Annotated in this window: 12 protein-coding genes; 1 reads left to right on the top strand and 11 read right to left on the bottom strand. The window is 33.5% G+C overall.

Annotated elements, in window-relative coordinates; all coding sequences use genetic code 11:
- Positions 1 to 129: 129 nt before the first annotated feature.
- Positions 130 to 1,485, bottom strand: a complete 1,356-nt coding sequence (locus AC3WVZ_RS10040; protein WP_233936330.1) for a hemolysin family protein — start codon at positions 1,483 to 1,485, stop codon at positions 130 to 132.
- 354 nt (positions 1,486 to 1,839) lie between these two features.
- Here AC3WVZ_RS10040 and racA point away from each other — a divergent pair, with 354 nt between their 5' ends.
- On the top strand, positions 1,840 to 2,382 hold the full coding sequence (gene racA, locus AC3WVZ_RS10035; protein WP_139846921.1) for a chromosome-anchoring protein RacA: 543 nt from the start codon (positions 1,840 to 1,842) through the stop codon (positions 2,380 to 2,382).
- 96 nt (positions 2,383 to 2,478) lie between these two features.
- On the opposite strand, the gene AC3WVZ_RS10030 is transcribed toward racA, so the two are convergent.
- The 10 genes from AC3WVZ_RS10030 to AC3WVZ_RS09985 all read right to left on the bottom strand — a co-directional run bounded on the left by AC3WVZ_RS10030 (position 2,479) and on the right by AC3WVZ_RS09985 (position 14,048).
- Positions 2,479 to 3,075: a hypothetical protein gene (locus AC3WVZ_RS10030; protein WP_000487796.1), complete on the bottom strand. Its 597-nt coding sequence runs from the start codon at positions 3,073 to 3,075 to the stop codon at positions 2,479 to 2,481.
- Positions 3,076 to 3,354: 279 nt separating this feature from the next.
- A complete protein-coding gene (locus tag AC3WVZ_RS10025; RefSeq protein WP_063536284.1) occupies positions 3,355 to 5,205 on the bottom strand; it encodes a hypothetical protein in 1,851 nt (616 codons plus the stop codon).
- Positions 5,195 to 7,012, bottom strand: a complete 1,818-nt coding sequence (locus AC3WVZ_RS10020) for a DUF8727 domain-containing protein (RefSeq protein WP_000766187.1) — start codon at positions 7,010 to 7,012, stop codon at positions 5,195 to 5,197. Before AC3WVZ_RS10020 ends, AC3WVZ_RS10025 begins: the two co-directional genes overlap by 11 nt.
- 105 nt (positions 7,013 to 7,117) lie before the next feature.
- Positions 7,118 to 7,378, bottom strand: a complete 261-nt coding sequence (locus AC3WVZ_RS10015) for a hypothetical protein (protein ID WP_000391445.1) — start codon at positions 7,376 to 7,378, stop codon at positions 7,118 to 7,120.
- Between the two features lie 77 nt (positions 7,379 to 7,455).
- Positions 7,456 to 8,883: a basic amino acid/polyamine antiporter gene (locus AC3WVZ_RS10010; RefSeq protein WP_000129444.1), complete on the bottom strand. Its 1,428-nt coding sequence runs from the start codon at positions 8,881 to 8,883 to the stop codon at positions 7,456 to 7,458.
- Between the two features lie 213 nt (positions 8,884 to 9,096).
- The gene (locus AC3WVZ_RS10005) at positions 9,097 to 10,608 is read right to left on the bottom strand and encodes an ABC transporter permease/substrate-binding protein (RefSeq protein ID WP_000181014.1); all 1,512 of its coding nucleotides are present in this window, start codon (positions 10,606 to 10,608) and stop codon (positions 9,097 to 9,099) included.
- Positions 10,609 to 10,611: 3 nt separating this feature from the next.
- On the bottom strand, positions 10,612 to 11,559 hold the full coding sequence (locus AC3WVZ_RS10000; protein ID WP_016124535.1) for an ABC transporter ATP-binding protein: 948 nt from the start codon (positions 11,557 to 11,559) through the stop codon (positions 10,612 to 10,614).
- A 100-nt stretch (positions 11,560 to 11,659) separates the two neighbouring features.
- Complete coding sequence (locus AC3WVZ_RS09995; RefSeq protein WP_233936329.1) at positions 11,660 to 12,217, bottom strand: YdcF family protein; 558 nt, start codon at positions 12,215 to 12,217, stop codon at positions 11,660 to 11,662.
- Between the two features lie 63 nt (positions 12,218 to 12,280).
- Complete coding sequence (locus AC3WVZ_RS09990) at positions 12,281 to 13,510, bottom strand: MFS transporter (RefSeq protein WP_000097165.1); 1,230 nt, start codon at positions 13,508 to 13,510, stop codon at positions 12,281 to 12,283.
- A gap of 1 nt (position 13,511) precedes the next feature.
- Positions 13,512 to 14,048 carry an NADPH-dependent FMN reductase gene (locus AC3WVZ_RS09985; protein WP_000780355.1) on the bottom strand — a complete coding sequence of 179 codons (537 nt, stop codon included), beginning with the start codon at positions 14,046 to 14,048 and terminating at the stop codon, positions 13,512 to 13,514.
- Positions 14,049 to 14,101 lie beyond the last annotated feature (53 nt).

Below are 14,101 nucleotides of genomic sequence, written 5' to 3'. Positions count from 1 at the left end.
TCTTCTCCTTCCAAATATATGTATACAACAATACTTCACCTGGTGAAAGGTTCAACTTATGTCATTGTATCATAGCCCCTATCCCTCAAAAAACATTATGCTCAAAAAAACTCTGCTATATAGCAGAGTTTACGAGCTAATTTGCTCTTGTAACGAAATTTGTTTTTCATCTTCTAAAATAACAATCGATTCTACTATCTTTGTAACTTCTAATCTTTTTATATAATGTCCATCTAATTCTTTCACACAAAACTTATAATTTTCAATTTCAATGAAATCCTCTTCAGCAATCTCTATATTCTTCGTTAAAATCCAACCACCGATTGTATCAACACCATCATCATCAATCCCTAAACCAAATAACGTATTCACTTCACTAACAAGTACTTTTCCCTCTAGTATCGTCTTCGTTTCACTAACCTTTTGAATTTCTGGCTGCTCATCCGTATCAAACTCATCCTGAATATCTCCAACAATTTCTTCCAAAATATCTTCAACAGTAACAAGTCCAGATGTCCCACCATATTCATCTATCAATATAGCAATATGTGTTCTTTCTTTTTGCATTTTTAAAAACAAATCATGAATTGGAATAGAATCGATAACTAAAATAATTGGTCTCATATATTGCTCTACTGTCTTCTTATTAACAGCTTTATGTTGTACAAACTCAGTAAAAATATCTTTAAAATTCACAAAACCTATTACGTGGTCTTTGTCGCCATCAACAACTGGATACCTTGTATATTTTTCGCGAGACATTTTTTGCAAAGCTTCTTCAGCAGGCATTTCTTTACTTATAATATTCATTTCAGTTCGAGGTACCATTATTTCTTTTGCAATCCGATCATCAAATTCAAAAATTTTATTTACATATTTATATTCAGATTGATTAATCTCACCATTTTTATAACTTTCTGAAACTAACAACCGTAATTCTTCTTCTGAATGAACCTCATCATGCCCCTTCGGCGGTTTCAGCCCTAGCAGCTTCGTAATGATTCGAGCTGAACCATTTAATAGCCAAATGAATGGGAATGCAATACGATAAAAGAAAATTAACGGCTTAGAAACAAGCAAACTCACTTGTTCAGATTTTTGAATTGCAAATGTTTTTGGGGCCAATTCCCCTATTACAACATGTAAAAAAGTAATTAACAAAAATACTAAAGTTACAGCAAAAATGTCTGCTAGTTGAGTAGAGATATTCCAATTTGCAAAAAGCGTATCAAACATTTGCTTTAACGCAGGTTTACCAAACCACCCAATTCCTAAAGCTGTAACAGTAATTCCTAACTGACAAGCAGATAAATATTCGTCTAAGTTTGTAATGACTGTTTTGACCGATGTTGCACGATTATTTCCTTCTGCAATTAAATAGTCAATTCGTGAACTTCTCACTTTAACAATTGCAAATTCTGCTGCAACGAAAAATGCCGTTAAGGCAATTAAAACAATCACTATACTTATACTATATATGTCCAAATACTTTTCCTTACTTACTTTGTAAGCAAGGAAGCCACCTCCTACTTAATTTTATTCAAGTGAAGTAAGCATTCTAATACTCTAACAAAATTCTACATTAGCAACCACCTTTTTATATATTATATGCATACATAAAAAAGATATTTATCATTATGATAATCTAATTCATTTACACTCGTCAAATTATTCTAAATGTTACGATAAGACATTTTTATTTAAAAGAACTATTCTCCTCAACTCAATTTCGTGAAAAAACACTTTCTTTGCCGATTCCACACTTCTTTTGTCGCACTAGAAGGGAACTTACTTCATAGCTCGAAATCATTCAACAGGATATATATAGGGGGGATTATTTTGGAATATAAAACACCATTTATCGCAAAGAAATTAGGTGTTAGCCCAAAGGCTGTTGTCCGGATCGCGCAACAATTAAATCTTACGATAGAGAAAAACAAATATGGCCACTTTATTTTCACACAAGAGGATGTCGATCAAATGTTAGAACACCATCGATTTCAAATAGAGCAATCTCAAAATTCTCAATCTACTCAAAAGGCTTCCTCAAATGAAGTTGAGGAATTAAAAACTCAAGTTAATACAATTGTTCAAAACATATCATTGAATGATTTTGAGCAATTAGCTAATCAATTAAACACTATTACGAGAAGACTTGATCGAATGGAAGAACAAATGCAAGATAAGGCAAATGATGTCGTCACGTACCAACTTTTACAACACCGTCGTGAAATGGAGGAAATGTTAGAGCGAATTCAAAAGTTAGAAGCTGCCCTAACGAAAGAAGAACCTATTTATATTACTCCGGATTCAAAACCAACATATGAACGAGAAAAGAAACCGAAGCGCCGCAAAATGATTTTTAGTATATTTGGATTATAATTTTTAGACCCTTATTAAAATAATAAGGGTCTTTTTTAATGAAGAGTTATATCCTATACAAATATTATTCTCTTTATTATACATATTCACTTCGCTTTATTTCGTTAACATAATATTTTTACTGTATTCTGTAATTAATGCCTGTGCATGAGCATTCCCTTGAATCACATCACGAAATTCTTTTAAAGAATACAAATGCGTAACCCCTTTTCGAGCATGAATTCTTACTGGTACACCTTGTAAAGTATCATGAAACTGAAAAGGATTATCTATTGGTTCAATTGGAAAACCAAGTGTAAGTAAATACATATACATTCTTTTTGTTACTGCTGCAATGTACCATTCAGCTTTTGTTTCTAACGCATGTATAAATAAAATAGCTGTTAGCCTTTTGAAATGTCCTCTTCCACGGGACGTTTTCGAAATACTTAACTTGCCTATTTCATATACATTCTTCAAATCTTTTACTAAATCATTTTTAGAAAACGGATAGAAAAACTCAGAATTCGATTGTTCAGGTACCGTATACTTAATACATTCTACTGTACCAATAGGATGTTCATCTTCTATTAATAAAAATCGTGATGGATTTAAATTACGTTCTACGAACATTAAGTTTCTTTCTTCACAAAAATCTCCCCATAGTTGCTCGAACCCAAAATGTTCTTCCTTTGTTTGAACACGCTGGAACATATTTAACCGCCTTTCCCATCGCCGCTCTGTTTTTTTTGATAACGCTTTCACTATCTATCATATAAGAACAAATCTTCGTATGCAACTAAAAATATTTATGACTTATTATATTCTGCAAAATGAATTAGATTCCAATTTAATCGACTTTTATCCCGCGCTCACATTCCTTTTAATAACACATTTGTAGCACTTTTCAAATCTAAATTACACTACGTTTCTTTCCATACAGCATATAATTCTTCTTAATCTAAAGAAATCCTTTATGAAAAAGGATTTCTTTTACTTCTTAATGCTTTTTAGCCATTTTTCAAAAATTTGTACCATCCCATGTTTTCCAGCTAATTTCTCTTCCCCTTGTTTCGTCTTATATGGATATAACTGCAAGAAAACACCGCATCCAGACTCAATTTTTTTACTATGCATATGGCTTCCTGGATATACACAAATGACTTCATAAATTGACCTTCGATAATAGACTCGCTTTCCATCCTGTTCTTCTACATACTTTATAGACCAGTACTTATACATTTGCTCAGTTGCTTTCGTATTTCCGACGTGCTGAAAAATATTGTACATTGGACTATACTTCACTTCAATAATAATAGAAGATTTATACACGTATTTCCCATCTTCTTTTACATAACAGTCTAAGCGAATATCTGGCTTCTTCGTATCCTCACCATTGTAAAAATTACTACCTTTACTTAATGCAATAAGAGGATGTGTTTCAATTAAGTCATTAAATGCGACATGCACCTTTATATCATCTCGTTCTAAAACTACTGTCGTTCCATCTTGTAATCCATCTACATAAAAATGTTCTTGTATTTGTTCACGGATGGAGTTTCTAGCCTCAAAACCAATTTGCTCTAAAAGTAAAATAACGATAAAAAAAGCGTAATATTCATACACTAAAAACGTTGGCTTATAAACAAATAATAATGATGGAGATTGATCCGTATATTGCGGGAGTACTTCTAAATGATGTAGTAATTGTTGATGTGGTATCGATAAATCATGTAAGTTCATGTTACTTGTTTCAGTAACTTCCCTCCAAAATGAAGAGTGCATTAACATTTGAAAGTATTGTACATTTTCATGCACAATATGCGCCAATATTTTATATTCTTGTATTTTCATTGAGCTCTTTCGTAAATCGGCTTCTTTTAGTAAATGTATATTTTTATATTTTTGCTTCTCTCTATCGGTTACTGATCCATTACGCTCAATTGTTTGTATAATCGTTTTTACAGCTTGAAACTCTTCTGATTTTTTCTTTTTTTCTCTTTCTAATATTTCAATTGTTTGACGTAAAAAACTTTTAGCTTCAATTAAATAATGATAAAATTGCATCGCTTTATATTTAAGAAATGCATTTTCCTTACTATTTTTTTGTTCCATAAACTTACGATTATAATGTTTGGCATAAGGTTTTCGTTCTGCCACTATAGTTCCTTTTCTTGTTGGCTTTCGCTCTTTTCCTTCCCATTTATATTCATTTATAAATTTTGAGCTTGATTCTATTTTCTTAAAGATTTGCTTTATCATTTTCATTTTTTGCGGTAACTTTCTAAGTAACACTAAATAAGAAGAATCCTCAATATCGCTAAGTGCAGAGAAGGTTTTTTTATAGTAACCTCTATCCAAAATCAACTCATTTAAAATTGACTTCACATAGTCTTGAATCATTTCAAATTGATCATCAAAAAAGTTTTTCGGTACGATTTGAAATGCGCCATAATACGTTGTATCTTCTATACGCACTTCAAAATGGTATAGACCACAGCGCCATGGATAAAAGAATTCTGTTTTCCCGTGTTCATATATTAATACTCTTTGTTTTTTTTCATTTATTTCATATTGAGCCTCTTTTATATTTTTCTGTCCCTCATATACTTTATTCCATATAAAAGTAATATTCATTGGGATTTCATAATTGTACTGCAATCTTATTGGTTTTAATTCTTGTACTTTATAAATACATTGAACTAATGCTGTAGTAGATGTACAAAGACGATTTAATAAAATATAATCTCCTTTCCCCTCATTTCCAATGATTAACTTTAATACAAAAGGGAGCGTTTCATTCGTATCAACGATTTTTGTTTCATAACGCCCTTCATTTTGCATATCCATACAACTCCAGTTCTCTACGTTTTTCTCGTATATATGCTAAAGAGTGTTCAAATGTAGATACTCTGTTTGCAAGTGTAGATTGCAAAAGAGGTACTAAGGTCGCCCCCCTTTTTGCTTCTTCAGAAAGTAAAGGCCCAACCATCATTTCGGTCCCTCTGATTTTCGTCAATACACGCTGCTTTATTTGTAAATCAAACCCCTCTTCTCTACTAATCATATAGGTATGGTTATTTTGAAACGGTATGTTTTGCAAATAAGTCGCAATTGCATTTGCACATCGGAAAGAAATTCCCTTAGACGCGTCATGTGATGACAATACGACATGCAACTTATCTAATAGCTCTAATTCTTCTTCAGAAAACACTTCAATCATCGCTTTATTTCTCATCCAATTTATCCGAAATTCTCCCGCCGTTACTTTCAAAGGTGGATGTAATACGACTTTCCCCTGTTCCATGCCCATCTCACAAAACGGAATTTTCTGTAACGTTATTAGGTTCGTTCGGTCTAATAATCGATCAGAGAGCTCTTTCGTTGTTTCATCAAAATTTACAGTACCTACAAATATAATATTTTCTCCAATTTCAATTGTTGATGGAATTGAATTCTCTATGTCCTGTACACCCTCATACAAGTTTAAAATACGATTTTTTGTTTCAAGTTCAAGAACAGATAGAAACGGAGTAAACCAATGCTCAATATGAGACATGTTCATTTCATCAAAAACGATTATATACAGTTGATTTGGATTTTCTTTCGCCTTCATTAACGTCCTAACTAACTTCGCTTCAGATTCAATAAAAGTACCATTTGGATGAAGGTAACCAAGTAAATCATGTGGTTCTTGATACGATGGCGAAATTGGAATCCAAACCAACTCTTCCCCATACTGTAACCCTAATGCTTCTGCATAAGTTTGCACAAAACGTGATTTCCCAACGCCCGGTATACCACCAAGAATCGTTAACATATTTGTTTTTACACTTATATGGAAATTATAAATATCCGTTTCATCCAAATATAACCCTTTATTATGCACCATACTTTGTACATACTGTAAAAAGGACGATTCACGCTCATCCCATTCCCATTCATCTTTTTGTATTTTTATATCCTCTACTTCAACTAGCTTACCTTCTTCATGCATTCGTTTTTTTAATTGCTCATATACATAATCACTTACAAAATATAATTGATCTTCTACCGCTATTTCTACATACTTCGTCCAGTCACTGCAGTTTATATATTTACATTCACGTTTCTGTTCAAAATAGGCGATTGAGCTAATTGATGACTTTAGGGATATGTTTCCGTACAGTCTTCCATCGTGCCACAATAATTCGGGAGGCTCAAAGTCTTTCGGAAATTTTGGCATAAGAAATGATAAATAACCGTTGCTAAGTTTTCGCTCTAAAGATTCTCTTTTTTTATGATTTGTAACTTTAGGTGCCGGAATCATTTTATAGCTGCTTGCTATTTCTTTCGGTTCTTCTGTACATATTAACTCCACGTATACATTTCCTCTTTCATAATAAAGACGAAACATTACTAATTGCTTTTCTAATTTCCTCTTCTTTAATTCCGAAAAGATTTTTTCATTCTTTTTATTGCTACATAACCCTTCAAATACATATGGTTCATTTGTAAATTGTTCCTGTAAAGTGAATGGTATTGGCGATAAGCAGTGTACAAAGAAATTCTCTCCACTCTTCTCTTTCTCAGCTTTTGTAAATTTCCCTAAAAATCTCATATAGTACATTCGTTTTATAAAACTTGGCTGAAGAGCTTTATGTAATTTCACCTTAGTCACCTTCTTTTTTCATACTATTCTTAGTGTATGAAAGAAACGAAAAACTAGAAATAAAAAACCTGACGTTATCCGCCAGGTTCAAAATAAAAACTTATATTAATGAGAAGGAAATGCTTTTTTCTCTTGTAAAATTGCATTATGAGCAATTTTCATTTTCGCAAGTACGTAACGTAATCGATCTTCAGCGTTTTCATCTTTACTTATTTGTAATTCCGCCAAATTTTCAACAGAACTTGCTAAATTTTCAATGACTCCTCTTAGTTCAGGATGATGATTAAAAAAAGATTCTTGCACTAATACTTTCCTTAACTCACTAGCTAAATCAATTATTCTAGACAACTGTTCTTTTTCTTCCATTCTCATCCCTCCTGAATATCTTATGTAGTAAATATTCTCTAAACAAAGAAAAAAGCCCTTTAAATAAAAAGGACTTTTTACATTTTTATATTTCCAGTTAATAACATATATATTGATGTGATAGCCGCAACAATAATTGCCCACATCACATACTTCTCTGCACCTACAAAGCAACGGTTCCCTTGTTCTTTTCTTGCAAACGTGTAAACAATAATTCCAATTCCATACACAATTGAAACGAGTAGTAAATTCTTTAAACCAGCTGCATAAAGAAGCCATACAGAGTAAATAGAAGCAATTAAAGCTAACGCTCCATTTTTTAATTTAGCGTCTTTTAGTTCGTTTGTAATGACTAATTTAAATTGGAATAACGCTGATAATAAATATGGTAATAAAATTGATGTTGATGCAATGAAATACATAATTTGATATGTTGATTCCGAAAACAAAACGATGATAAATATAATTTGGGCAACACCATTTGAAATCCATAATGCCATGTGCGGTGTTTGCTTCTTATTTGTTTTCGTAAAGACTTTCGGAAATACGCCATCTTTTCCTGCTACATGAGAAATTTCAGAAACAAGTAAAAACCAGCCAATTAATGTACCGACAAGTGAAGCAACTAATCCGATGTTAATCGCAACTGCACCCCATGGACCAACAACGTGCTCTAATACATGTCCCATGGACGGAGTTTCTAACACAGAAAGTTCGCCTCTTGTCATAGCTCCCATTGACAGGACAGAAATTAAAATATAAATGGACATTACTAAAATAAGTCCCAATACTGTTGCCTTACCAACATCTCGACTATTCTTCGCTCTTCCAGATAATACAACCGCTCCTTCAACTCCAATGAAAACCCAAAGTGTTACAAGCATTGTATTTTTCACTTGACCAAGTATAGCGGAAAGTGAGATCGTTCCTTCTCCCCAAAAATCATGTGTAAATGTGTCCCAGCGAAAGGCTGTTACCATTACAACAATAAATAAAACGATTGGAACTAACTTCCCTATTGTTGCGATCACATTCATAATAGAAGCTTCACGGATTCCAAATAAAATTAAAAAATGAAGTGTCCATAATAAAAGTGATGCCCCAACGATAGACGCAACATTATTTCCTCCTTTGAAAATTGGAAAGAAATAACCTAATGTACTAAACAGTAACATAATTGTTGCGACATTACCTAAGATTCCTGCTAGCCAATATCCCCAAGCACTATTAAATCCAATATATTCACCGAAACCAGCACGTGCATAACTATAAATTCCACCTTCAAGTTCCGGTTTTTGTCTTGCTAACGTTTGATATACGAGCGCAAGTGGAATCATTCCCATCGCTGTAATACACCAGCCAATTATTATTGCACCACTGTTTGCTCCTACTGCTAAATCATGCGGTAAACTAAAAACACCGCCACCAACCATTGTTCCAACTACTAATGCGATTAATGGAAAAAATCCTAACTTCTTTTCTATTTGTACCACCCCATCTGTCATTCTAGGTGTTATGTTCGTTCAACTATTAAAGTCACCTTTTTCTCTAATAGACGTTTCTCTTATATTTTTTCAGGAAAACATTACTTATTCTAAAAGAAAATGAGCAAAAATGGAATACTTTTTTGAAAAAATGTATAAGTATGCACAAAAAAACCGCTCATTTTGTAATGAACGGTCATTTCAAACATATAAATTTGTATATTTCTTGTAAATTTAACGAAGTAACTTCTCTTTTTGTAAAAATTGTTTTGCGACTTCTTCACTACTTTTACCATTTACGTTAACTTCATAATTCATTTTTCGCATTTCTTCATCTGTAATCTTTCCAGATAATTTATTTAATACCTTTTCAAGTTCGGGATATTTCTGTAACGTTTCTTTTCTTAATAATGGTGCTCCTTGATAAGGTGGGAATAACCCTTTATCATCTTTCAGCACTTTCAGTCCGTATTGCTCCAATTCACTATCTGTTGAATATGCATCAATTACGTTAACATCTCCAGATTCAATTGCGCTATAACGCAGCTTCGGCTCCATCGTTTTAACATTCGAGAACTTATAGTTATATAATTTTTGCATTCCTTTATAACCATCTTCACGATCAGCAAATTCCAATGTAAATCCTACTTTGGCTTCCTGTGCAACATTCCCTAAATCAGAAATTGTATTTATATTCTTTTGATCTGCTATTTTTTTCGGCATAGCTAGTGCATATGTATTGTTATACTCCATTGGCTTCAACATAATCATATTATATTTCTTTTCCATTCCAATGCGAGCCTGCTCATATACTTCATCACGATTTGTACTCTTTGGTTCTTCTTTCACGAAAGTAGATAAAGCTGTTCCTGAAAATTCTGGATATATATCTACTTCCCCTGATTTCAACGCTTCAAATACAAATGCTGTTTTTCCAAGACCTGGTTTTAATTGTACGTGTAAATCTGTATCTTGTTCAATAAGCTGCTTATACATTTGAATTAAAATTTCAGGTTCTGATCCAAGTTTGCCCGCAATAACAATATCTTTCTTTTCTGTACTCCAAAGAAATGGAGAAGCAATCATTATACATACAATACATATCGTCAATATAACACGCTTAGAAGAGCGTTTCGGTCGTTCAAGTATGCGAAGTACTATATCAAAGAATAAAGCGAGTAACGCGGCTGGTACGGCCCCTAAAATGATAAGTGCATGATCATTTCGATCTATACCTAATAGTATAAGCTTACCGAGCCCACCAGCACCAATGAGAGCTGCTAATGTAGCCGTTCCAACAATTAATACCATCGCTGTACGAATACCGGCCATAATGATAGGCAATGCAAGAGGAAGTTCTACCTTCCACAATCTTCTCCAACTATTCATCCCCATAGCTTTCGCGGCTTCTATTAGAGATTCATCTAATTCCCTTATTCCTGTATATGTATTTCGTAAAATAGGTAATAGTGCATACACAACTAATGCGATAATCGCTGGAAGTTTTCCGATTCCTACTAATGGAATTAATAGTCCGAGTAATGCAAGTGATGGCACTGTCTGCATTACTGCAGAAGTTCCTATTATAAATTCAGCCATTCGTTCTTTTCTTGTTAATAAGATGCCAAGTGGCACCGCTATAATTACTGCAAAAAATAATGAAATAAGCGATATTTGTAAATGCTCACTTAATGCAGTTAGTAATTCTATTTTTCGTTCTTGGAACGTTTGTATAAAATTAGTCACTGTTTAGCCTCTTTCCTTCATTTGTTCAACAATGTAATTGACAATATGACGACTTGTTAACGCTCCAATATATTGACCGTTTTTTTCAACTGGAACGACCTCCTCATCACGCACACGAACTAACGCTTCTTGTAAAGAAGAATGTAATGATAGCGCCTGCCCTTCTAATTGCACACTTTGATCAAGCGGCAATACATCTGCTATACTTTTCCCCTGATACCAAGTTCGTCCGCGATTTCCAATAAACTCCTCTACAAATTCATTTTTCGGATTATGTATAATTCCTTCTGGTGTATCTAGTTGAACAACTTTTCCTTCTTTCATAATACAAATGCGATCTCCAAGTGATAATGCTTCTTGCATATCATGTGTTACAAATACGATTGTTTTTTGAATCTTTTTTTGCAACTGTACAATATCCTTCTGAAGCTGTTCCCTACTTAATGGATCTAACGCACTAAATGGTTCATCCATAAGAACGATTTTCGGGTTTGCAGCTAATGCTCGCACGACACCGACACGTTGTTTTTGTCCTCCTGACAATTCATGAGGCATACGATTTCGATAAATATCCGGATCTAATCCAACCATATGTAACAATTCATCGACGCGTGCTTTAATTTCTTTTTTGCTCCATTGCCTCATTTCAGGAACAATTGCAATATTTTCAGCAATTGTCATATGAGGAAACAAAGCAATCTGTTGCAACACGTATCCTATATCCCAACGTAATTCATTTATATTATATTGTTGAATATCTTTTCCATCGATTAAAAGCGATCCTTCAGTCGTTTCGATTAAACGATTAATCATCTTCATTGTCGTTGTTTTACCGCATCCACTCGGACCGATGAGAACAAAAAATTCTCCCTTTTTAATTTCTAAATGCAATGAATCCACTGCTTTCGTGCCATCTTCATACGATTTTGACACATGATTAAATTGAATCACAAATACAACTCCTTTAATGTTGTTTCCTTTATTTTGATGGAATATGGCATTCATTTCAAATGATACGCTTTTAAATTAAAAAAGAGCTCACATTTGAGCTCTAACGGTCGAACAATATTGTTTTCATAATAGCAGCATATTCGCGAACATACATTTTTCTCTTAGAACGAATTGGTGTTTCAGCAGCTAGTGCCTCCATCTTCATGCCTAAACGCTTTGCAATTATTTTCGTTCGATATAAATGATACGTATTACTTACAACTACTGCATGTTTCACATTATATAAATCCATACTAAACTTTAAGTTTTCATACGTATTTGTAGATTGATCTTCTATTAAAATACGACTCTCATCTATACCGTGTACCATTAAATAGTTTCTCATGCTGTGAGCTTCCGGTATATCTTCATCTTCTCCTTGACCACCTGAAACAATTACTTTCGCTTCAGGATGGGAAAATAAATACTCCACCGCTACATCCAAACGATTTTGAAGAGATAAAGACGGTCTATCTCCAAATAACTTTGCACCCAGTATAAGAACGTACGGAGAGTGATAGCTCAACTTTTCACGAGCAACTTTGTTCATTTTAAACGTCATATAAATGATATATAGTGGCGGTAATAATAAAATGATAAGAAAGATCCATTTGTTCATAAATAAGTTTGCACTCCCTTTCTTTTTATTATACAGAAAAAGAAAGGGCGGCAGAAGTGTTTTTTAAACGATTGATTTATTAGAAACATTCGCCGCTACTTTACGTTGTGATAGTACATAATAAATAGCTATTCCTAATGAGAAGATCAATATGCAGCTTAATACGTAAAACGGAAGCATTACTCCGGCTTTAGATACACCCGCTGTAAACAGCATTAATAATACAATTCGTATTCCAGTACCAATTAGGCGAAATAAGCTGTCTACACGTCCCATTACTTCGTTTGGAATTTCCTCCATCATCAATACATTTCTCGCCACTCTTGTACCCGCATTTCCAACTGCATGAAAAATTGCAAGTCCATATAAGAAAATTACGGAAGGTTCAATAATCATTGCGGTAATTGAAATTACATAAATGAACATCGTCATAACGATTGAAACTTCTGTTTTTACATATTTCATTATGAGTGGAATACAGATTCCTGCAACAACCGCTCCGACACCGTACATCGTGCCCTCTATTGCGTATACAGAGGCATTGGCTTTAAGTATATCCGAAATATAAACTGGTATTAAATAATTTGCCATCATAACACCTATAAACGGCATATAAGTGGCCAGTAAGAACCAAAAGAGCTTAGGACGTTTTTTCATAAAGTGAATTCCTTCAAACAATTGCTTCTTAAATGTTATTTTTCTTTTCACTTCTTTTTTCTTTACGTACGGTATACATAAGAAAAGAAAAAATGCTCCAGCAAAAGTTAACATGTCTACTAACAAAATCCACTTCAAAGATACAATTTCAATTAAGAAGCTCGCAGCCGCTCCAGAAATAACTTGTGTTAACTGTCCTTGTATTTCCATCGTTCCACTTAAACTTTTATAATGTTCTGCTTGAAATATCTCTTGGTTGAACGCAAATATTGTAGGATAAAACAATAAATAGTAGAATGATCCGGCTATATAAATAAGAATATAGTGAATAGAATGATAAGGTTGCCCAGCAAATCCCCATATAACCATTATTCCGATTACGGCTATTCCGATTCCTTCGTTACATAGCAATAAAGATTTTCTTGAAAAACGATCAATACTTTGCCCAATGAATGGTGTTAATAAAAACATAATGAGGGTTGCAATGATAGAAACATAACCAAATGTTGTCTCTCCTCCACTCTCTTTAATTAACAGCCAAGGAATCGTTATCATAACAATTCCGGAACCAATAGCAGATAGACTATTGGCTCCTAGAATGTAATACAAGCGAGAATCATGATAAAGTGAGGACATATCATTCCACTCCTAGTTGTTTTTTCACCTCTTTATATACGCTCATATATGCTTTTAATTCTTTAACTACATCATGAATTAATGGTTTTGCATCTTCTCCAAGTTCACCATCTTGCACATGTAATCCATCAAGCACAACTTGTTTTGGAATTGCATTTGCATAAACACCTCTAGCGACCGTTCGCATGCTGTTTAATGCATTTATTCCACCTTTACCGCCACCAGCAACCGCTAACAATGCAACTGGTTTATGAATAAATTCACTACTACTTAAGTAATCTAAAGAGTTTTTCAGCGCACCGCTCATCGCATTATGATATTCTGGTGTACATAATACAACCCCATCCGCAGCTTTCACTAACGTTTTTAATTTTTTTACTGCCTCTAAATCACGTTGTGACTCTTCTCCATTGTATAAAGGTAACTCCTCAATTGCTAAATCATATAATTCCCCTTCAAATTGATCCGCAATATATTTTGCCACCACACGAGTTCGACCAAATTTTCTTGGTGTACCGTTAATAACGACTAGTTTCATGATTATTTCTCCCCTTTGTTTTCAAGTTCTACTTATATATTATCAGAAATTTC

This window comes from Bacillus sp. CPT56D-587-MTF (assembly GCF_058792335.1).
This window is presented reverse-complemented; position numbering and strand designations above follow the sequence as displayed.